This is a genomic window from Cytobacillus praedii (assembly GCF_001439605.1).
In the GTDB taxonomy this organism is placed as follows: Bacteria; Bacillota; Bacilli; order Bacillales; family Cytobacillaceae; genus Cytobacillus; species Cytobacillus praedii.
In genome coordinates this window covers 20,503-40,868 of record NZ_LMBX01000037.1, presented here as the reverse complement: position 1 = coordinate 40,868, position 20,366 = coordinate 20,503, and the positions used below count along the sequence as shown (strand labels likewise).

The window sequence follows — 20,366 nt, the reverse complement described above, 5'->3', positions numbered from 1 at the left end:
TAGAGAAAGGTGAATTTGAGGTCTCTCAAATTCACCTTTCTCACTATTTGAAGCTAGTTATGTCCCAGCCTCATTTTTTTGTTTTGTAAGAATTTTGAAACTTTTGTCCTGCTTATACGTATATAAATTAAATCGAATATATCTGATAATAGATAATGAAGGGATGTGAAAAAAATGGAACTTTTTGGCGTGCCTATTCAAACACTATACCTTTATGTACTTGTCATTTCTGGTAGTTTAATCATCTTATACTTGTTTTTTGGTGATATGGTCGAAGGCTTGTCTGAGGCAGCGGGGTTTCTCAATCCAGTTCTAGTATTAGCTTTCTTAACCTTTTTATCAGCAATTGGCTATTTATTGGAGATCCTTACGGGGATGAATAGTGTACTCATACTTATCATCGCCGCAATCACTTCTGTAATTTTAGATACATTATTAAATGTTTTTGTTCTTATTCCATTAGCAAATACTGAAGAATCTCTTGTTTATACGGAAGATTCTTTAAAAGGGAGAATTGCTGCGGTAATTATCCCGATTCCAGAAGATGGCTTTGGAGAAGTTTTGATCGAAAGCTATAGCGGCAGAATATCAAAGCCTGCTGCTAGCTTAGATAATAAAGACATTGGTGAAGGACAAAAAGTTCTTGTTATCGATGTGAAAGATGGGGTACTTTATGTAGTTCCTCAAAATGAATATTAGATAGGGGGAGAGAAAATGCTTCAAATTTGGATTATTGTAGGGATTGTTGCATTCTTATTAATTGCCTTATTGGGTGTATTTATTTCGAAATATCGCACGGCTGGACCTGATGAAGCTTTAATTGTGACAGGAAGCTATTTAGGCAGCAGAAATGTTCATGTAGATGAATCCGGTAACAAAATTAAGATTATTAGAGGTGGAGGGACATTCGTACTGCCTGTATTTCAGCAAGCAGAACCGTTAAGTTTGCTTTCTAGCAAACTAGAAGTCTCCACTCCTGAGGTTTATACAGAGCAGGGAGTACCTGTCATGGCAGATGGAACAGCAATTATTAAGATTGGGGGATCAATTGGTGAAATTGCCACCGCAGCAGAACAATTCCTAGGAAAAAAGAAAGAAGATAGGGAAAATGAAGCAAAGGAAGTACTAGAAGGTCATTTACGCTCCATACTTGGTTCGATGACTGTTGAAGAAATCTACAAAAACCGTGATAAATTTTCTCAAGAAGTTCAAAGGGTTGCCTCACAGGATCTTGCTAAAATGGGTCTGATCATCGTTTCCTTCACAATTAAAGATGTCCGTGATAAGAATGGCTATCTTGATTCATTAGGGAAGCCAAGAATTGCACAAGTAAAACGGGATGCTGATATTGCGACAGCTGAAGCAGAAAAAGAAACGCGAATTAAACGTGCTGAAGCCGATAAGGATGCACAAAAGGCTGAGCTTGAAAGAGCGACCGAAATTGCTGAAGCAGAAAAAGAAAACCAAATGAAAATGGCAGATTACCGCAGGGATCAGGATATTGCTAAAGCGCGTGCAGACCAAGCGTATGATCTTGAGACTGCCCGTGCCAAGCAGGAAGTAACAGAACAAGAAATGCAAATTAAGATTATCGAGCGTCAAAAGCAAATTGAATTAGAGGAAAAAGAAATTTTAAGAAGGGAACGACAATACGATTCAGAAGTAAAGAAAAAAGCAGATGCGGATCGTTATGCAGTAGAGCAAGCTGCTGAAGCAGAGAAGAAGAAACAATTTGCTGAAGCAGATGCCAATAAGTACCGAATTGAAGCACAAGCAAAGGCTGAGGCTGAGCGAGTGAGAGCGGATGGATTAGCAAAAGCAGATTCACAGCGTGCACAAGGTGAAACGGAAGCTGAAATCATCCGTCTGAAAGGTCTTGCCGAAGCTGAAGCGAAGCGCAAAATTGCTGAGGCATTTGAGCAATATGGTCAAGCTGCAATCATGGATATGGTCTTAAAAATGCTTCCGGAATATGCAAAGCAAGTGGCAAGCCCGCTGTCAAATATTGATAAAATTACGGTGGTTGATACAGGCAGTGATGGGAAAAATGGCGGTGCGAATAAAGTCACCGGCTATGCAACGAACCTTATGTCTACAATGCAGGAAAGCTTGAAAGCTTCTTCGGGTATTGATGTAAAAGAGTTATTGGAAAATTTCTCAGGAAAATCGAATATACGTGATAGCATCGATCATTTAACGCTGGAATTGAAGGATAATAAACCAAAAGAAGATAAAAGTGAATTGTAAGAGAGGGAAAAAAGTGTAGACCTATCTCTCTTCAAAGAGGTATAAATAGCCCATTTTTTAATGATAAAAAAAGTACTGAAATCGAATAAAAACATCCATTTAGAGGGGTCCTTTTCATATGGGCCTCTCTTTATTTATGGGGATTATACCTAAAATTGTGCATTCGTCTATCGCACAATATAGGGTAAATGAATAGGATATATGGAAACAAACAAAGGAGGTATATGAACATGGGAAATGAATGTGGAGGCGTTGGTTGCGGTGGAGGCTTCGCTCTACTTGTCGTATTGTTTATCCTATTGATTATTATTGGAGCTTCATGGGGTTGCGGTGGTTACGGATATTAATAATAGGAAAATATGAATTTTAGACAGCAAGGAGGAGATCGTGTATGTATGGATACGGCGGCTATGGCTATGGTTGCTGTGGATATGGGGGAGGAGCTGGATATGGCGGCGGTTTTGCCTTAATCGTTGTTCTTTTCATCCTTCTAATCATTGTAGGCGCAGCTTGTTTTAGATAATTGGGTTTAGAAAAAGCAGGAATTCTCCTGCTTTTTTTGTTGTTTGATTGCTTTTTTATATAGTGTAGAAGCTTTTGGTATTTTTAAGCAGTTGACAGTAGACCTCCTGTACTGACATTCCTTTTAGCTTGGATAGGGAGGAAACTGACTCATTCATCATTTTTGGATGGGTAGCTAAACCCTGAAATGGCCCTTCAAATGGCCAAGGTCCATCCGTTTCAACCATGACTTGATCAATTGGAAACACTTTTGCAATCTCCCGAATTTCTTCTTCATAGACAATATCGGGTGTGAAAGAAATAAAGTAGCCATTTTTTATGAGACGCTGTATGGTTTTGCTATCCCCTTTAAACCAATGAAAATGAGCCTTTGCAATGGAGTGTTTTTCTAAAAGGTCACATACGGCAGGGGCATCATCATAAACGGCATGAAGAACAATTGGCTTCTCCCACTTTTTTGCAAGGACCATAAATGCCTCTAATAGTTCGATATAGCCTTGTAGTGGAAAAGATGGATCGGCTTTCTCCATTCGTAAGTAATAGGGAAGTCCTACCTCACCAATGGCAATCATTTTTTCTTTGTGTGATTCTATCCATGTCATTAAATTTGCGAGATCTTCTGAATTCGGTAAAGACTGTTCAGGATGATACCCGAAAGCTGGCTTCACTTTTGAATACTTTTCAGACAATAATAGATTTCTCTTTGCAGATTCTAAGTCATATGAAACAGAAATAACGGATTGAATAGATGGGGAACTTGAAATAATCGCTTCAATTTCCTCATCTTTATAATGATCAAGATGAATATGGGAATCGATCATCGATTTCATACGCTGTCCCTCCCTTTTAATGCAAAGTGAATCGTTCTCTTGCTTTCCAAAAATTGATCCTTAAGTAAAAGCTCTTCCTTTCTCGGTCGGCTAAAAGGAACCTTCAGCTCAGAAATAACATGTGACGGCCGGTGAGAAAGAACAAAAATTCGATCAGAAAGGAACAGTGCTTCTTCAATATTATGGGTAACAAAAAGAATGGTTGGTTTATGAGAATCCCATATATCGAGAAGCCATTTTTGCATATCAATCCTGGTTAATTCATCGAGTGCGGAAAAGGGTTCATCTAGAAGAATGATTGGCTGCGGACTTAAGAGCGCACGAATAAATGCAACTCGCTGCTTCATTCCACCTGATAACTCATGTGGGTAGGAATGCATAAATTCATTGAGTCCTGCCTTTTCAATCATCTCAATCGCTTTCTCTCGATTTATTTCTCCTTGAAGCTCCTGGCCTAATAACACATTTTGCAGAATCGTTCTCCATGGGAGCAATGAAGGAGTTTGCGGCATGTAGCTTATGGAGCCGTTCTTTCCAATTATGCTTTTATTTTGTAACTGAATCTTTCCTTCATCAGGAGTTAGGAGCCCACCGACTAAGTTAAAAATCGTACTTTTTCCGCTGCCTGAAGGTCCAAGGATAGAGACGAATTCTCCTGCCTTTACATCCAAGCATAGTCCCTGAATAACCTCATTATCTCCAAATCTTTTCGAGACATTTTCAATTGTAAGTATACTCATTGTTTATCATCCTCCATTCTTTTCCAGCGGATTAGAAAACGTTCTGCCAAAAGAATGAGCATAAATAATAAAAGACTTAATATCATAATAAATAATATCGCTACGAATACTCGATCTGTTCGAAAGGAAGAGGATGCTAGGGTCATATATACACCAATTCCTGATTTGGCACCGAGCCACTCTGAGATGACGGCTCCCATCACACTATATGTAGCTGAAATCTTTAAGCCAGAGAATATAGCTGGCAAGGAAAACGGAAGCTCAAGCTTCCAGAAAAGCTGCCTTCGATTAGCTCCAGCCATCATCATATAATGCTTCAGTTCATTTGGTGTTTGTCTAAACCCATCTAAAGCAGCAACAGTGATGGGGAAGAAACAGACAAGTGTGATGACTATAATCTTTGGCATTAACCCAAAGCCAAACCAAATAACCAATAAGGGAGCAAGAACGATGATTGGTACATTCTGTGATAAAATCAGCAAAGGGTAGATTGATTCTCTAACCATTGGAATAAGATGAAGGATAATAGCTGTCAGCAGTCCAACACTTGAACCGATAACAAATCCGAGCAACGAAAGTTTAATAGTTGATTGCAGATGCTCATGAAAATTTCCCCAGCCATCTATTGCTTCTTTAAGAATATCTGTTGGTGGTGGGAGAAGCCACGCAGGAATATCAGCAAGTTTAACTGCCACTTCCCAAATAATGAATAAAAGGAGGAGAACAAGAGCCGGTCTCCATCCTTTTAATAGATTGTTCATCATGAACGATATTTCTCCGTTAAATCATTCATTTCAATTCCTGAAGGCTGATATAAAATTTTTACTTGAGAAATGACATTTCTGCTCCCTTTTTCGATCATTTTTTCGTTCATATCAGCTATGATTCTTAATAAATGTTCCAATTCACCTTCCATAGTTGTTTCCAGCGGGTGAACCTCATACTTAACTCCTGACTCATCAATTACACGAATTGCTTCATCAACGTAGGGAATGACGTCTTCCCCGTTTTTTGTTTTTGGTATGATTTGAATACTTACTAATGCATTTGCCATACTTTAACACTCCTTATTCAGGTAAAAATTCATTCGTAAATGCTTTCTCTGCTTCTAATTTCTTATCAAGCAAACCGTTTTCAAACATCCAATCTGCATAGTTTTTCCATACGTTTAGCTTCTGCTCACCCCATCTTGAGGCATCGTCTTGGTAATGGGGAGCTAACCATTCCTGGCTTTTTTTCACAAGCTCTGCATCTAGATCTGGGGCAGCTTTCAATAGAATGTCAGCAGCTTCTTTAGGATTTTCGATGGTATACTTATACCCTTTAGACGCGGCTTTAACAAATGCTTTTACTGTTTCAGGATTGCTTTCAATCATTTTTTCATTTGTTGCAAGTACAGGAGTATAATAATCAAGCTTTTCGCTATAATCAGTTAAATAAACCATATTAATTTTTTCCCCGCGCAGCTCTGCCTCGACGCCTGTCCAGCCATAATAAATCCAAGCGAAATCAATATCGCGTTTTACAGCTGTGAAGAAATCAGCATCTCCCATATTCACGATCGAAACATCTTCAACATTTGCCTTTTCGATTTTCATTAACGAATCAAGAACGGACTTTTCAACAGGTGATCCCCATCCCCCATATGTTTTTCCTGCAAAGTCTTTCGGTGATTTGATATTTTTTTCTGCAGGGGAAGCAAATCCAGAAGTATTATGCTGAATCACTGCTGCAACGGAGACAAGAGGAACCCCTTGTACACGTGCTTGGGTAATACTTTCCTGATAACTAACTCCAAAATCAGCCTTTCCAGATGCAGTTAGCTGATCAGCGCCAGCTTCTCCAGGCATAATGATTTCCACATCAAGGCTTTCTTCTTCAAAGTAGCCTTTTTCCTTTGCAACATATAAACCAGTATGGTTCGTATTTGGTGTCCAATCAAGAACAACCGTAACCTTTTCTAGGTCTTTTTTGTCCTTTTCCTTTGTTTGATCATTGCCGCTGCTGCAGCCAGCAAGCAAGAGTGCAGTGCAAATAAGTGTGATCCATTTCTTCATTCTTTTAACCTCCAGGTGATTTATCTTTATGCTCTCCAGAATCTATGGATTTTTTGCAAAATAAAAACGCCCTTGGCATGAACCAGGGCGCATATAAACTAAACACATATTTGTTTTAGAATATGTTCCCTCCGCTGGTATCAACCAGATCAGGTTCAAAGGGTTATCATCATATTGATGAAATCTCAACCGATTACTCGGTTCCCCTACAATTCTGCCTATTAAATTTGTCAAAAGCATTTTTATTCCTAACCTATTATAACAGATATGTTCTAATTGACTAGAAAAAAGGACTAATTATATAAATTTGATTTGAAATTCCACTATTTTACTGTATTTCTATGGAAGAAATTGAGGTGTGGAGATGTTTAGTTTTCTATGTTACGGTTATATACGTTGTTCATGCAAGATAAAAAGGAGGAGATTGAATGAAGATACTTGCAGCGATTTTTGCAGGGTTCATGATACTCTCATTCCAGTTTGTCCAAACAGATAAAAATCACGCATACGCGGAAACGTTAGATCATGTTGATATATATACGGTTCAAAAAGATGATTCACTTTTTGACATTGGAATGAAATATGGAGTATCTGAGATAGATGTAATGAAAATTAATCACAAAGAATCAGAAAAAATTCATCCTGGTGAAAAGCTAATTTTACCAAAATCCGTCTCGAAAGAAGAAAAGGAACTTCTAGCAAGACTCGTCCATGCAGAAGCAAAAGGGGAGCCTTATGCAGGGAAGGTTGCTGTTGCACTAGTCGTTTTAAACCGAGTGGAAGATAATCGTTTTCCTGATAAAATTAAAGACGTCATTTATGAAGAAAGACAGTTTCAACCGGTGGATAACGGAGCTATTAATGAGCCTGCTGATAAAAGCTCCAAAAAGGCAGTCATGGAGGCACTTGCTCTTGAAGGTAAAGGAAATGATTCTGTCTATTTCTTCAATCCTGACGAAACAAGCAGTACATGGCTAAGAGCACAAACAGTGACAGAAGTAATTGGCAATCATCGCTTTGCTAAGTAAGAACATCTCTACAAGAGATGTTCTTTTTTGTAAAGGGATCAGTTAATAGGATGAAGACTTAGATACCGAGGGCACAAGATGAGCCATCCGGTAACCAACACTGAAAAAACAAAATTTCTGTCACATTTGCTTGTTTTCTTCTGCATCAAGGGGCTGATTTCGTTTCCAGCTCTTGTATTTCTCTAATTCATCAGAAAGTTGCTTGATAGCAAAGGCAATGACCGCTGCATCGTCAACAATGCCTAGACCAATCAAAAAATCCGGTATAATATCAATCGGAGAGATAAAGTAAAGGATAGAAGCAATAATGAACAAGATAGACTTTTTTGATATTGCTCGATATTCTCCGCTTGACCAAGACTTAAGAAGTTGAATAAGGAGCTGAAATTTCTCCCATATTCCAGAAAAAGATGCTTTATTTGCTTTTGCTTTCTTTTCAGTTTTTTTGAGCAATTGATTGGTTTCTCCTGGATTATCTACATATTGTTTTGCTTTTGAAAGAAATTTTTTATAGCCTGCTTCATGGTCTTTTTCATCTGGCATTTTTTTTTCCTCCAATTACATGAAAATTAGTTGTTTTTCTCAATATATTCAAATAGAAAAGATTGTCCATTCCGGTAAAAACGCGGGTCGTATAGGCCAATACGGTCATTATCATCAACAAGAACAACGAATGGTGCCCATTCATATAGGGTTTTAGCTTCAGGACGCTTATCAAATAGCATGTCCAAATCAGCTCCTTCAGATGAAAGCAATACATACTGCTCCTTTGTCTTATGAAATAGACTATCAGAAAAAATTGTTACAGTATCTTCTTTTTTAGCAACTACAGAAAAGGTCCAAGGAATGAAGCCAGCTGATAATGCCACTTGATCATAATTTTTATCATACTGGTTATAAATAAATATCCCTTGTATGGTTTGTACCATAAAATGCAGGAAGATAAACATCCAAGCTATTCTAAAATAGAATGGAGATTTTCCCCGTTTCCTCTTTGAAAAGATATAGGCTAAACCCATAATTATCCATACAACAAAATCAACAATGGGAATTGTTCCAAATGTAATTCTTAACGATGAGAATGGTTCTAAATACCCTGTTCCCCACGCATTAAATAAATCACTTGTATTATGTATAGTGACAGCAAGCCATCCAAAAAAGAACAGTTTTTTATCTTTTACCTTAAACAATAGCAGGCATAGGATCGAAAAGAGTAATGCCCACAGGGGAGTTAGGAAAATGGAATGAGTAATGCCTCGATGCCACATTTGATACATTCCTTCTGTATCCCAAAAGCGAGACAGGACATCAATATCCGGAATTAGACTTGCTCCGACTGCAGTAACAAGATAGGCTCGTTTATGCTTTATATCCAGGTGCTTCTTATCAACTGTTCCGTATAAAGTAAGCCCAAATAGAGTGTGAGTAATAGAATCCACTGGATCACCTCCGAATCATAAAAGATTATCTATGAATAGTATAGTTCATGAACGTTCTAGAAAAAAAGCAATAAGATGTGTAAATGCAGCATTGCAATCTTTTTTTCAGAGCGATAAAATGAAAGGTATGATTAAATTGAGAATTCCATCAGTGTGATATTCAAATTGCGCTGATAGGTAATTTGCGATAAAGTGAAGCTTTCATCAGTGGAGGGGTCTTTTATCTCCCACTGATAGTTAGCTGAACCAATCGGGCATTTACGGGCAGTTGATCCCCCACTTAGGCTTTTTTGTTTCCTCGAGTTTGAAGTGGTTTCTTACTGCCCGTTAATCTGCGATAAATTTGAGAGTCAGCGAGGAATTAACAATGGCAAAAAAGTTTGAAGAAGAAGTTTTATCACGCCGGACATTTGCAATTATTTCCCACCCGGATGCAGGTAAAACAACATTAACAGAAAAATTGCTCCTATTTGGAGGAGCTATCCGGGATGCAGGAACGGTAAAGGGAAAGAAGACTGGAAAATATGCAACAAGCGACTGGATGGAAATTGAGAAGCAAAGAGGAATCTCAGTAACTTCCAGTGTGATGCAGTTTGATTATAATGGTGCGCGGGTTAATATTCTTGATACACCAGGACACCAAGACTTTAGTGAAGATACGTATCGGACATTAACTGCTGTAGACAGTGCTGTCATGATTATCGATTCTGCAAAAGGGATTGAGGAGCAAACACTTAAGCTCTTTAAAGTTTGCCGAATGAGAGGGATTCCAATTTTCACCTTCATTAATAAATTGGATCGACAAGGGAAAACACCATTAGAACTTCTAGCAGAGCTTGAAGAGGTCATGGGGATTGAATCGTATCCGATGAATTGGCCAATTGGAATGGGCAAGGAATTCCTGGGTATTTATGATCGTTTTAATAATCGAATTGAGCAATTCCGTGTAGATGAGGACGAGCGCTTTGTTACTTTAAATGAAGATGGTGAAATTGAAGGGGAGCATGGATTGAAGGATTCAGGTCTATATGAGCAAACCCTTGAAGAAATATTGCTCTTGAATGAGGCTGGCAATGAGTTTTCTAAAGAGAGAATTGCTAAAGGAGAATTAACGCCTGTTTTCTTCGGCAGTGCTTTAACAAATTTTGGTGTGCAAACGTTTTTGGAATCGTATTTACAATTTGCACCTCCGCCACAGCCTCGAAATTCAACTGCTGGTGAAGTTGATCCGCTATCAGACAATTTCTCAGGATTTATTTTTAAAATTCAAGCGAACATGAATCCTGCTCATAGAGACCGGATTGCTTTTCTGAGAATATGTTCGGGGCAGTTTGAACGTGGCATGACTGTAAATATTCCGAGAACTGGGAAGCAAATTAAGCTTGCACAATCCACACAGTTTATGGCAGATGATAGAAGTACAGTTGATCTTGCTGTAAGCGGTGATATAATTGGTATTTATGATCCAGGAACATACCAAATTGGAGACACATTAACTGCGGGTAAGGAAAATTTCCAATTTGACCGCCTGCCTCAATTTACACCTGAGCTGTTCGTCAGAGTTTCTGCGAAAAATGTCATGAAGCAAAAGCACTTCCATAAAGGGATTCAGCAGCTTGTACAAGAAGGTGCGATTCAGCTTTATAAAACGGTAAAAACGGAGGATCTTTTGCTTGGTGCAGTGGGCCAGCTTCAATTTGAAGTATTTGAGCATCGAATGAAAAATGAATACAACACAGAAGTATATATGGAAAGAGTTGGATCGAAAATTGTCCGTTGGGTTGAAGGAGATGAGGTAAGTGAAAACCTCTCTAGTTCCCGAAGTCTTCTTGTTCATGATCGTTATGATAAAAAAGTATTCTTATTCGAAAATGATTTTGCACTAAGATGGTTCCAAGATAAAAATCCAGATGTTAAATTGTATAATCCTATGGATTCAGAGCATTAAAATAAAACGGTTCCTGTCAAGGAGCCGTTTTTATTTTGTATTGACATCTTTTAAAAAAAATAATATAGTAATATCATATTATTTCACTTTAACGCTAAAAAGCGTCTAAGTAAAATAGTGAAATAGATTCGCAGAATAAATGCTGCGTTTACAACATGAGGAGGTTTTTCATATGCAGCATGATCTGCCAAAATTGTCGATTTCTCCAGTAGAAGCACTTATTATTACTCTTATTCTTTTAGGTGGAATTAGCTATGCAATTATCTTTTCTGGAGTGGTTCCCCATGTTCCAATTGTATTAGCGGTTATTTGTTTATTGGTATATGGATTAATAAAGCGAGTGCCTATTAAAGATTTAGAAGCAGGGCTTGTGGATGGAGCGAAATCAGGACTTGGAGCAGTATTTATCTTCTTCTTTATTGGGATGTTAATCAGCAGCTGGATGGCAAGCGGGACAATACCCACATTTATATTTATGGCTTTAGAGGTAGTGGATGGGAAGTTCTTTTATGCCATAGCTTTTGTTGTTTGTTCAATCATCGGTTTAAGTGTTGGCAGTTCGCTTACAACGGCAGCTACCATTGGTGTTGCTTTCATGAGTGTGAGCTCAGCACTTGGATTATCGGAGGTGATTACAGCTGGAGCGATCATTTCTGGTGCTTTTTTCGGGGATAAAATGTCTCCACTTTCAGATACAACAAGTCTTGCATCCATGATTGTTAAAGTGGATATTTTTGAGCATATTAAAAACATGACTTGGACGACAGGACCAGCATTTGTACTATCTCTCATCCTTTTTGCTATATTATCACCTAGTGAAGCTTCAGCAAGCTTTGAAATGATTAATACGCTAAAAGCACAGCTTTTAAAGCTAGAATTTGTACATTGGTATTCCTTGATTCCTTTTATTCTATTAACGGTTCTCGCGATAAAAAAGGTTTCTGCTATCATAACTCTTTCTGCCAGTGTTGTAACGGCCTTAGCGATCAGCTTCTTTGTACAAAATGATATGAGTTTGGAGAAGATGATGAATTTATTATTTTTCGGTTTTAAATCTGATACAGGAGTTGAAGAAATCGATTCCCTTTTAACAAGGGGCGGGATGGAAAGTATGATGTTCTCTATTTCCTTAGTCTTATTAGCACTTTCCATGGGTGGTCTGCTTTTTAAACTAGGGATATTACCTGCTCTTTTGGAGGGGATAAAGGGACTGTTAAGTAAACAATCATCATTAATTTCTGCGACCGCTGGAACAGCTATCGGGATCAATTTTCTCCTTGGTGAACAATACCTATCCATATTATTAACGGGAAATGCCTTCCAGGAATCATATGATAAAGCAGGTCTTGAACGAAAAAATTTATCGAGAGTGCTGGAGGATGCGGGAACGGTTATTAACCCATTAGTCCCGTGGAGTGTATGTGGTGTTTTTCTCACAGGAGTTTTAGGCGTAGCAACTATCGATTATTTGCCATTCACCTTCTTCTGTTTATTATCTCCAATATTAACTGTTGGATTTGGGCTAACTGGATTTACAATAACAAAAAGTGCAAAGGCTGCAGCATAAATGGCTGCCTTTGCACTTTTTTGTTTGATTATCTTTTCATTCATGGGGATAAACTTGCATCAAGAAGTGACCTTTACTATAGTTAGAATAATAGTTGATTTACATACAATTACATATTTTCCAATATAATTTTAAAGGAGAACCCGGCATGAGAATTAGCAGCTTTTCGATAAAACGACCTATTTTTACATTGGTTACAATGTTCTTAATTCTGATTTTAGGAATTGTATCTGTTTTAAATATTCCGATGAAGCTTATTCCTGATATTAATCCGCCGGTTGGTGTTGTTGTTTCTACATATCCAGGTGCAAGCCCTGATGAGGTGGTAGAAAAGGTTACGAAACCTTTAGAGGAAAGTTTAGCGACAGTTCCTGGTTTAAAAACAATGACATCCTCATCACAGGAAAGTGCCAACTTTATTCTCATGCAGTTCTCTTGGACGACTGATATAGATGAGATTCAAAATGAAGTCATCCAACGATTAGATCAGGCCATTATACCAGATGATGCCGATCGTCCTCGCTTTCTAAAATTCGATCCTTCTCAATTCCCTATCATTCAATTATCTTTAAGTGGAGAAAATAATCCACAAGAGTTGAGACATTTAGCAGACCAGCTCAAATTAGAACTGACAAAGGTCGAAGGGGTAGCAAGTGTTAACCTGTCTGGTACAGCGGTTAAGGAACTCAGGGTGGAACTAAATCAAGGAAAACTAAAGGAATATGGGCTCAGTCAAGAGGATATCGTACAAACGATACAGGCCAATAATATTTCATTGCCAGGAGATACTATCTTATCAAACGGAAAAGAATTAACAACAAGGGTTATTAGTACGATTAACTCTATTGATTTATTAAAAAACTTAACAGTTTCTGTTAATCCATTGAATGGCCAAAAAATCTCATTGCAAGATATAAGCAAGGTTGAATTGGTAAATCAGGATGATCGGACAATTACCAGAACAAACCAAGAACCGGCTGTTCTGTTAAGTATCCTCCAGCAATCTGATGCAAATACAGCAGCGGTTTCAAAAGCGTTTAAGGCCGAACTTGAGAACCTGCTAGATAAAGAAAGATTTACTGGTATTGATTATGATATATTATTTGACCAAGGTGATTATATTCAGCTTGCAATTGGGAATATCTCCAGTTCACTGATTCTCGGTGGCCTTTTTGCCATGATTGTTCTTTTCCTTTTTCTGAGAAACGTAAAAAGTCCATTAATTATTGGGATCTCTATACCATATTCTGTGATTTTTACCTTTGTTTTGATGTATTTTTCTGATTTCACTTTAAATATTATGACTTTAGGCGGTCTTGCCCTTGGGATTGGGATGCTTGTTGATAATGCAATTGTTGTCATTGAGAATATTTATCGTCATTTATCGATGGGAAAAGATTCGAAAGAAGCAGCATGGGCAGGTGCAAAAGAGGTTGGAGGAGCGATTACAGCTTCAACACTTACCACTATTGCTGTGTTTGTCCCTGTCGTATTTATCTCCGGAATTATTGGAGAACTCTTCACGTCGTTTGCAATGACAATCTCTTTCAGTTTATTTGCTTCATTAATCGTCGCTCTTACAGTTGTCCCAATGCTTGCAAGCCGTCTCTTAAAAGCACCAGCAGTAAATATTGAAGCGAAAAGGCAAGAATCAAAAATCATGCTTATACTTGAAAAAGCGGTTAAATGGTCCTTGCGCCATCGTTTAGCTGTTATTTTTATCTCTTTGCTGTTTTTTGGCGGAGGAGTGTATGGGTTAACGACAGTTGGTACTCAATTTTTGCCTAATACGGATGAAGGTTTTTTTAGTATTCGTGTAAAGCTTGAAAATGGCATAGCATTAACAGAAACAGAAAAAGTTATTTCTGCATTGGAAAAGAAGCTTCAAGACGAAGAGGATGTTGAAACATATGTCAGCCTTATAGGAACGACCCAGGAAGGTTCATTCCGCGGATCTAGAAATGCAAATATTGCAGAACTCTACGTGAAAATGAAGAAAATTGATAAACGGGATCGATCTACTTTTGAATTTGTTGATGAGTTGAAGAAGGAGATTGAACAAGCAGCATATAATGCAAATGCAACAGCAGAATTATCGTTTAAACTGCAATCTTCAGCAGGAACATCGCCTAATACTTTGACATTTAGTGTTAGAGATGCGAACGTAGAACGTCTAAATAAAAATGTAGAAAAAATATACAAAGAGTTAATTAAACTGGAAGATGTAACTGAATTATCGACGGATTTAATGGAAACAGTGGAAGAGATCAGGATCAATGTGGATCGTGAAAAGGCTCTAGAACAAGGGTTAGTTCCTTCACAAATAGCCATGATAGTAAATGATGTGACGAGAGGTAACCAAGCTACACAAATTATTGATGAGAATACAACTATTTATCCAGTATTTGTCGAGTATGACCGGGAAGTCACACAAAATCTAAATCAATTAAAAACACTTTTGATAAAAAAACCGGATGGAAAGTTTATTCCTCTTCAGGAAGTAGCAGCGATAGAGAAGGGGGAAGGACCTGTAAGCATCCAGCGTATTAATCAGCAAAGTGCTGTCCAGTTTACATTGAAATATAGAGATTCAACTAACTTAGGAGCGATATCCAAAAAGGTTGATAAGAAAATTGAGAATCTTGACCTGGCTGAAGAAACGAATATTGTCTTTGGTGGAGATCGAGAATTACTCGAATCCTCGATAGATGATATGGTCATGGCTTTTGTGCTAGCGATCATTTTTATTTATCTCGTTATGGCAGCACAATTTGAATCTTTAAAATATCCATTTGTTATTATGTTTACTGTTCCGCTGATGATTATTGGTGTTTCTATCGCATTAATTGCAACACGAACGCCAATAGGGATTACAGCGATTATCGGTATAATTGTTCTGGCAGGAATAGTTGTCAATAATGCAATTGTCATTGTAGATTACATTAATCAGAAGAAAGAAACTGGAGTAAAAACGTATGATGCAATCGTTATTTCTGTGAAGGACCGTGCCAGACCTATTCTAATGACAGCTTTGACAACTATACTTGGCTTAATTCCGCTTGCTCTTGGCATCGGAGAAGGGACAGAAATAAATCAGCCAATGGGCATTTCAGTAATAGGAGGATTAATAAGCAGTACATTCTTAACCTTGTTTATCATCCCAGTTGTATACAGTCTTTTTGATAAGGAGACCAGACGTTTAAATAAAATGTATGCGACACCCGATGGTCATCTGGTCCCAGCTTATTTACTCGAAGAGTATATGGATACAGCTAAAGAAAAAGAAGCATTCGGAGAGAATACGCTGCCTATTAGCGAACCTGAGAATGGGAAATTTGATAGGGCTGATATGGCAGTCATGCTTGAAGAACTATTAAAAATCGTAAAGCAAGATAGAAATAACAAAGATTGAAAAGTAAAGTCAAATGAATAAAATAAAAATTTGCCGTTAATCAGTGGATTAGCGGTTTTTTTACGCTATAAAAGTAATAATAAGATATATAACAAAAATGGGAAATTAGAATCAGTCTGATTAAATGAGAGTGATCTAATTATGGAGCGGTTGGTGATTTAGGGTGAAAACGCAAGGTAAACTTGAGGCTGTTTTATGGAGTATAGCACTTCCTGGATTCAGTCAGCTACTTACGGGCCAAGTAATAAAAGGGACGCTTTTTGTATTGCTTGAATTCGTTATTAATATGTACAGTAACTTTAATTCTGCTATCATGTTCAGCTTTCTAGGAGAAATTGATAACGCCATCCAGGTAATAAATTTTCAATGGCTAATGTTTTATCCTTGTCTATACTTTTTTGCGATGTGGGATGCTTACCGAAGTGCGATGCCTGAGAAGGAAGAATTATCCTTCCTTCCATTTGTTTTTAGTGCATATTTTGTTACAGTAGGTCTAATGTACTCTACCCGTATAAAATTATTTGGCATATTAATAGGACCTGTATTTTTCCCAATGCTTTCCTTAATTCCGGGTTTAATTATTGGGTTCATAATTAGGTGGATTATTCTGTCAATAAGAAAATCCAGTACTCTGAAATAAGCAGCATCGCAATTAATAATGGCTTTAACAATTAAAATTTGTTAAAGCTTTTTTAGTTTTAATAAAAATTATTTGGCAACCCCCAGAAACACCTCATAACGAATCGTAAAGTTGTAATGAACATAGCGGCCGCTTATATCTAATTATGAGGTGAAAGAGTTGAAATTTTTATCAAACAATGAATTACAGAAATTAGGAAGAACATCTTTAGCATTAATACTTGCAGGGACGTTCACATTTTCAACGTCACTGGCTTCTGCTGCTGAAAATACAGGAGAAACAGAACATTATGAGACAGTTGAATTACCAGATAATCTTAATGTACCTAAAGAAAGTTCAAGTGTGGGTAATGAGGAACATACGAACGGGGACAAAGTGAAAGAAGAAACACCATCATTATTACCAGGAAGCTTTTTCTACTTTGCTAAATTAACTATGGAAAAAATTCAGCTTGCACTAACATTCAATCAAGAAAAGGAAGCAAAATTATTGGCTGCTTTTGCTGCTGAGCGTTTAGCAGAAGCGGAGGTGCTTTTTTCAGAGGGCAAGGAAGATGAAGCACTTAAGGCGATTAAAAATTCATTTGAAAGCTTAGAAAATGCTGAATCAATTATTGGAGAAGAGAAAAAATCTGATGCAGGTCCTGCTGATAGCGCTGAAGAAAAGATAGAAAGTGAAGAATCAGTAGAAGCGGAGCCGGAAAAAGATGAGGCATCAGAGGAGGTTATTGCTGAAGAAGGTGAAGTAGATCAGTTACTATCGCAAAATATTATTGCTTTAACTGCTGCAATGGAGAAAGTGAAAAATCCAAAAGCAAAAGCTGCGTTACAAAAAAATATTGAAAAAAGTTATGAAAAGCTAGCTTTAAAAATAGAAAAAATGAAGATGAAAGAAAAACATACAGATGAAGGAGCAGAAGAGGAATCTTCAAATATTTCAGAAATAGATGAGAACGTAACAGAAATTGTTGATGACAAAGTCGAAGCAGCAACCGTGGAAAAGGAAGATGAAATAGCTCCTCTAAAACAGAAAAAGCAAGAAAAAGCTGTTCAAAATCAGGAAAAGAAAGCAGCACATAAAGAATTAAAAATTCAAAAAGCATTAATTAAAGAAGAAACAAAAAATGCTCAAAAAAGTGAAAAGCAAGAGATCAAAGAAAATAAAGAGATTTTAAAAGCAGAGAAAAAATTAGAAAAAGCAAAAACAAAGGGAAATGACAAATATAAGGGCGGACAAAAGCGAAATGCACAAAAAGAACACGGGAAAAATAATGGAAACCATTAATTAAATGGGGAACCATCATATGCAAGGAAGCGCAGTCCATATGTGGTGTACTTTTCCTTTTCGTTTTAGCATACCCTTATAAACTCTACTGGGACAACGTATGTTATAATGTCTTGAATGAAGAGGTGAGGCTATGCTAAGTATGCTATTCATGGCGAAAAAACGAAAAAGAACGCTTGAAGAAGCGATTCATTTAATTCAGCAGGGTGATGCTGCCTTACAAAATGAAATCATAGATTCTTATAAACCATTTATCGCTAAAACCGTTTCCTCTGTATGTAAGAGATATATTCATGAATCGGATGATGAATTTAGCATTGGTCTCATTGCATTTAATGAAGCGATTCAAAAGTATAGTTCTGAAAAGGGAAGCTCATTAATCAGTTTTGCAGAAGTGCTAATAAAAAGACGAGTGATTGATTATATTCGGCAACAGGCAAAGTATCAAGATTTAAGTGTTGATTTCACCTATGGCTTTAATGATGATGAAGAGCAGCAGGCAGGAATGATCGTAGAAAATGAACGATCGCTAGATGAATTTAAAAAAAAGACTGAAGAAGAATTAAGAAGAGAAGAAATCATACGATTTACAGCTTTTCTTCGTGAATTTGAGCTCAGTTTCCAGGATCTGCTTGAGCAATCCCCTAAACATGCCGATGCAAGGAAAAACGCCATGATTGTGGCAAAAAAGTTAACAGAAAATGAAGAACTTAAACAAATACTATTAGACAAAAAAAGACTCCCGATCAAAAAACTTGAAAAGGAGGTATCAATTAGTCGGAAAACGATCGAAAGAAACCGTAAATATATTATTGCGATCGCTCTCGTTCTAATTGGTGATTATATTTATTTAAAGGATTATATTAAAGGGGTGTTAGAAACGTGAAAACAGGTATCATAATGGAAATGAACGAGCGTTTTTTAACACTGTTAACCCCTGAAGGTGAATTTCTTCGTGCACATAACCATCACAACCATTATCAGCTGGGGCAAGAAATAGAGTTTTTTCCGATTGTAATCGATGAAACGAAGAAGTCAATACTTCCCCCCGTTTTTCAAAGCTTTAAAGGGAAAGCGATTTTCTCTGTTGCACTAATCATTATGCTTACCTTTGCTAGTCTTATTCCTTTAAAAGGGTCGAATGAAGTATATGCCTATATGTCGATTGATGTGAATCCGAGTATTGAATTAGGCGTGAATGATAAGTTCCAAGTGATCGAATTTGTGTCTTACAATAATGCTGGGAAAAAAATCATCGAACAAATCCATGATTGGAAAAATGAAAATATCCATGTATTAACAAATGAAATTCTTCAAAAGATGAAGGAACAAGGATATATTAAACCAAATCGGGAGATAGTGATAGCTACAGTATATAAAGAGGACCGATTAGAGAAAAATAAGCGCTGGGAAGCAGAAATGAATGAAATTAAGAATACAATTAATAGAGAAAATCTTGAGCTGAAGGTTGTAGAAGGGTCAAACGAAGATAGAGCACAAGCGTTAGAAGAGGGTTTAACAACGGGTCAATATAAGATACAGCAATATAATACGAAACCTGCAGCTACTCAGCATTCAGAAGAAAAAACATTTAAGAATAATTCCAAAAAGCTAGATAAGCCGAATGAAAATAAGAATCTTACTCAAACGCAATCAACTAAACAGCCAGAACAGCAAGTAGAGCAAGAGGCAGGACATCAAACAAAAGTGCAAATGCCAGATAAACACCATGAAAATGATAAATCTGAAGGCAATCGTAATAGAAAAACAACAGAGTTTAATAACAGAAAACAAACCCCTCCAGGACAAGAAAAAAAAATGGAGAAGATACAAAATAAGCCGAATAAGGAGAAAGATAAGTTCAATCCTCCAGGACAGGCTAAAAAATCAGAAAAAAAGCCGGATCAGATGGACGGTAAAAACAATTTAAAACAGCAAAGTAACAATAAAGATAACCAGCATAAGAAAACACATAAAGATGACTAGGAAAAGTCCGGTGAATACCGGACTTTTTCTATTTAGATTCGCGGATTATTATGGCCTGTCATTTGAGCTTGAGCTTGTTTGACTAATCTCTTCGTAATTTCGCCCCCGACTGACCCATTTGCCCTCGATACGGTGTCAGACCCTAAATGAACCCCGAACTCTTGAGCAATTTCATACTTTACTTGATCTAAGTATTGTTCGATTCCAGGAACTAATAGCTTATTACTGCTTCTTGTCATTACTTTCAACCCCTTTGCTGTCGGTTACAGAGTATTAATTTTCCCTGTACTTGTATTATGGATAAATAGTAACGAATTATTGATGGAAATATTTACGGATGGTCTTTCTTCCTGTAAATAAAGTCAATAGAAATTTTTGTGAAATTATTTTCACATATATGAACAAAATTTCAAAATCACATTTGCTATGTGATATTATGCACTATTCGTCACAATGCCTTCACCTATAATGAGAACAGATATCACACAAGGAGGGGATTAGTTCTATGGAAACAAAGGTTAATAAAACTAAAACAGAAGTAGTTTCAACTGAAGAGGAGACACATAAAGGCACAATTATTTCTGTAAGTGTGGTAGGATTGGTCATTCTTATAACATATTTAGTTCTATACGGACTATTTATGGCTAGATATTAGGAGGGGAAAAA

General features: G+C 37.1%; 21 protein-coding genes and 1 riboswitch. Of the genes, 13 read left to right on the top strand and 8 right to left on the bottom strand.

All coding sequences use genetic code 11. From position 1 onward, the window contains the following. Positions 1 to 174 precede the first annotated feature (174 nt). From ASU02_RS23840 to ASU02_RS26155, 4 genes are all read left to right on the top strand, one after another. On the top strand, positions 175 to 699 hold the full coding sequence (locus ASU02_RS23840) for an NfeD family protein (protein ID WP_057767922.1): 525 nt from the start codon (positions 175 to 177) through the stop codon (positions 697 to 699). Between the two features lie 15 nt (positions 700 to 714). After that, positions 715 to 2,247: a flotillin family protein gene (locus ASU02_RS23835; RefSeq protein ID WP_057767921.1), complete on the top strand. Its 1,533-nt coding sequence runs from the start codon at positions 715 to 717 to the stop codon at positions 2,245 to 2,247. 230 nt (positions 2,248 to 2,477) lie between these two features. Beyond that, the gene (locus tag ASU02_RS26160) at positions 2,478 to 2,594 is read left to right on the top strand and encodes a YjcZ family sporulation protein (protein ID WP_131237814.1); all 117 of its coding nucleotides are present in this window, start codon (positions 2,478 to 2,480) and stop codon (positions 2,592 to 2,594) included. A gap of 44 nt (positions 2,595 to 2,638) precedes the next feature. Then, positions 2,639 to 2,770 carry a YjcZ family sporulation protein gene (locus ASU02_RS26155; protein ID WP_082620647.1) on the top strand — a complete coding sequence of 44 codons (132 nt, stop codon included), beginning with the start codon at positions 2,639 to 2,641 and terminating at the stop codon, positions 2,768 to 2,770. A 55-nt stretch (positions 2,771 to 2,825) separates the two neighbouring features. Here the strand turns inward: ASU02_RS26155 and ASU02_RS23830 are convergent, their stop codons facing one another. From ASU02_RS23830 to ASU02_RS23810, 5 genes are read right to left on the bottom strand one after another with little or no spacing between them, the layout of a single operon-like run. Next, a complete protein-coding gene (locus ASU02_RS23830; protein WP_057767920.1) occupies positions 2,826 to 3,599 on the bottom strand; it encodes a TatD family hydrolase in 774 nt (257 codons plus the stop codon). After that, positions 3,596 to 4,339, bottom strand: coding sequence for an ABC transporter ATP-binding protein (locus tag ASU02_RS23825; protein WP_057767919.1), 744 nt, complete (start codon positions 4,337 to 4,339; stop codon positions 3,596 to 3,598). The genes ASU02_RS23830 and ASU02_RS23825 overlap by 4 nt, the downstream gene beginning before the upstream one ends. Beyond that, complete coding sequence (locus ASU02_RS23820; protein WP_057767918.1) at positions 4,336 to 5,103, bottom strand: ABC transporter permease; 768 nt, start codon at positions 5,101 to 5,103, stop codon at positions 4,336 to 4,338. Before ASU02_RS23820 ends, ASU02_RS23825 begins: the two co-directional genes overlap by 4 nt. Continuing rightward, positions 5,100 to 5,393: a thiamine-binding protein gene (locus tag ASU02_RS23815; protein ID WP_057767917.1), complete on the bottom strand. Its 294-nt coding sequence runs from the start codon at positions 5,391 to 5,393 to the stop codon at positions 5,100 to 5,102. The genes ASU02_RS23820 and ASU02_RS23815 overlap by 4 nt, the downstream gene beginning before the upstream one ends. Positions 5,394 to 5,406: 13 nt before the next feature. Next, on the bottom strand, positions 5,407 to 6,396 hold the full coding sequence (locus ASU02_RS23810) for an ABC transporter substrate-binding protein (protein WP_057767916.1): 990 nt from the start codon (positions 6,394 to 6,396) through the stop codon (positions 5,407 to 5,409). Between the two features lie 109 nt (positions 6,397 to 6,505). After that, a riboswitch (TPP riboswitch) is annotated at positions 6,506 to 6,614 on the bottom strand. 210 nt (positions 6,615 to 6,824) lie between these two features. Here ASU02_RS23810 and ASU02_RS23805 point away from each other — a divergent pair. After that, on the top strand, positions 6,825 to 7,424 hold the full coding sequence (locus ASU02_RS23805) for a cell wall hydrolase (protein WP_057767915.1): 600 nt from the start codon (positions 6,825 to 6,827) through the stop codon (positions 7,422 to 7,424). A gap of 120 nt (positions 7,425 to 7,544) precedes the next feature. On the opposite strand, the gene ASU02_RS23800 is transcribed toward ASU02_RS23805, so the two are convergent. Further along, entirely contained in the window at positions 7,545 to 7,967 is a 423-nt protein-coding gene (locus ASU02_RS23800; RefSeq protein ID WP_057767914.1) for a YkvA family protein, read from the bottom strand. Between the two features lie 26 nt (positions 7,968 to 7,993). Beyond that, a complete protein-coding gene (locus ASU02_RS23795; protein ID WP_057767913.1) occupies positions 7,994 to 8,863 on the bottom strand; it encodes a metal-dependent hydrolase in 870 nt (289 codons plus the stop codon). A 367-nt stretch (positions 8,864 to 9,230) separates the two neighbouring features. Between ASU02_RS23795 and ASU02_RS23790 the strand changes: the two genes are divergently transcribed. From ASU02_RS23790 to ASU02_RS23760, 7 genes are all read left to right on the top strand, one after another. After that, a complete protein-coding gene (locus ASU02_RS23790; RefSeq protein WP_057767912.1) occupies positions 9,231 to 10,811 on the top strand; it encodes a peptide chain release factor 3 in 1,581 nt (526 codons plus the stop codon). 172 nt (positions 10,812 to 10,983) lie between these two features. Beyond that, complete coding sequence (gene nhaC / locus ASU02_RS23785; RefSeq protein WP_057767911.1) at positions 10,984 to 12,378, top strand: Na+/H+ antiporter NhaC; 1,395 nt, start codon at positions 10,984 to 10,986, stop codon at positions 12,376 to 12,378. Positions 12,379 to 12,526: 148 nt separating this feature from the next. After that, positions 12,527 to 15,790: an efflux RND transporter permease subunit gene (locus ASU02_RS23780; RefSeq protein ID WP_057767910.1), complete on the top strand. Its 3,264-nt coding sequence runs from the start codon at positions 12,527 to 12,529 to the stop codon at positions 15,788 to 15,790. Positions 15,791 to 15,953: 163 nt separating this feature from the next. Beyond that, positions 15,954 to 16,430, top strand: coding sequence for a hypothetical protein (locus ASU02_RS23775; protein ID WP_057767909.1), 477 nt, complete (start codon positions 15,954 to 15,956; stop codon positions 16,428 to 16,430). 159 nt (positions 16,431 to 16,589) lie between these two features. Further along, a complete protein-coding gene (locus tag ASU02_RS23770; RefSeq protein WP_057767908.1) occupies positions 16,590 to 17,714 on the top strand; it encodes a DUF5667 domain-containing protein in 1,125 nt (374 codons plus the stop codon). 133 nt (positions 17,715 to 17,847) lie between these two features. After that, positions 17,848 to 18,600, top strand: coding sequence for an RNA polymerase sigma factor SigI (gene sigI / locus ASU02_RS23765; RefSeq protein ID WP_057767907.1), 753 nt, complete (start codon positions 17,848 to 17,850; stop codon positions 18,598 to 18,600). Continuing rightward, positions 18,597 to 19,700 carry an anti-sigma factor domain-containing protein gene (locus tag ASU02_RS23760; RefSeq protein ID WP_057767906.1) on the top strand — a complete coding sequence of 368 codons (1,104 nt, stop codon included), beginning with the start codon at positions 18,597 to 18,599 and terminating at the stop codon, positions 19,698 to 19,700. The genes sigI and ASU02_RS23760 overlap by 4 nt, the downstream gene beginning before the upstream one ends. A 32-nt stretch (positions 19,701 to 19,732) precedes the next feature. Here the strand turns inward: ASU02_RS23760 and ASU02_RS23755 are convergent, their stop codons facing one another. Continuing rightward, positions 19,733 to 19,939, bottom strand: coding sequence for an alpha/beta-type small acid-soluble spore protein (locus ASU02_RS23755; RefSeq protein ID WP_057767905.1), 207 nt, complete (start codon positions 19,937 to 19,939; stop codon positions 19,733 to 19,735). Positions 19,940 to 20,205: 266 nt separating this feature from the next. On the opposite strand from ASU02_RS23755, the gene ASU02_RS26280 reads away from it, so the two are divergent. Then, positions 20,206 to 20,355, top strand: a complete 150-nt coding sequence (locus ASU02_RS26280) for a cytochrome c oxidase subunit 2A (RefSeq protein WP_095396760.1) — start codon at positions 20,206 to 20,208, stop codon at positions 20,353 to 20,355. Positions 20,356 to 20,366 lie beyond the last annotated feature (11 nt).

Excerpts from the sequence above, each read along its gene's own strand:
- ASU02_RS23780 (WP_057767910.1), top strand. The coding sequence starts at position 12,527 with ATGAGAATTAGCAGCTTTTCGATAAAACGACCTATTTTTACATTGGTT.
- ASU02_RS23820 (WP_057767918.1), bottom strand. The coding sequence starts at position 5,103 with ATGATGAACAATCTATTAAAAGGATGGAGACCGGCTCTTGTTCTCCTC.
- ASU02_RS26280 (WP_095396760.1), top strand. The coding sequence starts at position 20,206 with ATGGAAACAAAGGTTAATAAAACTAAAACAGAAGTAGTTTCAACTGAA.
- ASU02_RS23810 (WP_057767916.1), bottom strand. The coding sequence starts at position 6,396 with ATGAAGAAATGGATCACACTTATTTGCACTGCACTCTTGCTTGCTGGC.
- ASU02_RS23755 (WP_057767905.1), bottom strand. The coding sequence starts at position 19,939 with ATGACAAGAAGCAGTAATAAGCTATTAGTTCCTGGAATCGAACAATAC.
- ASU02_RS23805 (WP_057767915.1), top strand. The coding sequence starts at position 6,825 with ATGAAGATACTTGCAGCGATTTTTGCAGGGTTCATGATACTCTCATTC.
- ASU02_RS23790 (WP_057767912.1), top strand. The coding sequence starts at position 9,231 with ATGGCAAAAAAGTTTGAAGAAGAAGTTTTATCACGCCGGACATTTGCA.
- ASU02_RS23800 (WP_057767914.1), bottom strand. The coding sequence starts at position 7,967 with ATGCCAGATGAAAAAGACCATGAAGCAGGCTATAAAAAATTTCTTTCA.
- ASU02_RS26160 (WP_131237814.1), top strand. The coding sequence starts at position 2,478 with ATGGGAAATGAATGTGGAGGCGTTGGTTGCGGTGGAGGCTTCGCTCTA.
- ASU02_RS23815 (WP_057767917.1), bottom strand. The coding sequence starts at position 5,393 with ATGGCAAATGCATTAGTAAGTATTCAAATCATACCAAAAACAAAAAAC.
- ASU02_RS23835 (WP_057767921.1), top strand. The coding sequence starts at position 715 with ATGCTTCAAATTTGGATTATTGTAGGGATTGTTGCATTCTTATTAATT.
- ASU02_RS23825 (WP_057767919.1), bottom strand. The coding sequence starts at position 4,339 with ATGAGTATACTTACAATTGAAAATGTCTCGAAAAGATTTGGAGATAAT.
- ASU02_RS26155 (WP_082620647.1), top strand. The coding sequence starts at position 2,639 with ATGTATGGATACGGCGGCTATGGCTATGGTTGCTGTGGATATGGGGGA.
- ASU02_RS23830 (WP_057767920.1), bottom strand. The coding sequence starts at position 3,599 with ATGAAATCGATGATCGATTCCCATATTCATCTTGATCATTATAAAGAT.
- nhaC (WP_057767911.1), top strand. The coding sequence starts at position 10,984 with ATGCAGCATGATCTGCCAAAATTGTCGATTTCTCCAGTAGAAGCACTT.
- sigI (WP_057767907.1), top strand. The coding sequence starts at position 17,848 with ATGCTAAGTATGCTATTCATGGCGAAAAAACGAAAAAGAACGCTTGAA.
- ASU02_RS23840 (WP_057767922.1), top strand. The coding sequence starts at position 175 with ATGGAACTTTTTGGCGTGCCTATTCAAACACTATACCTTTATGTACTT.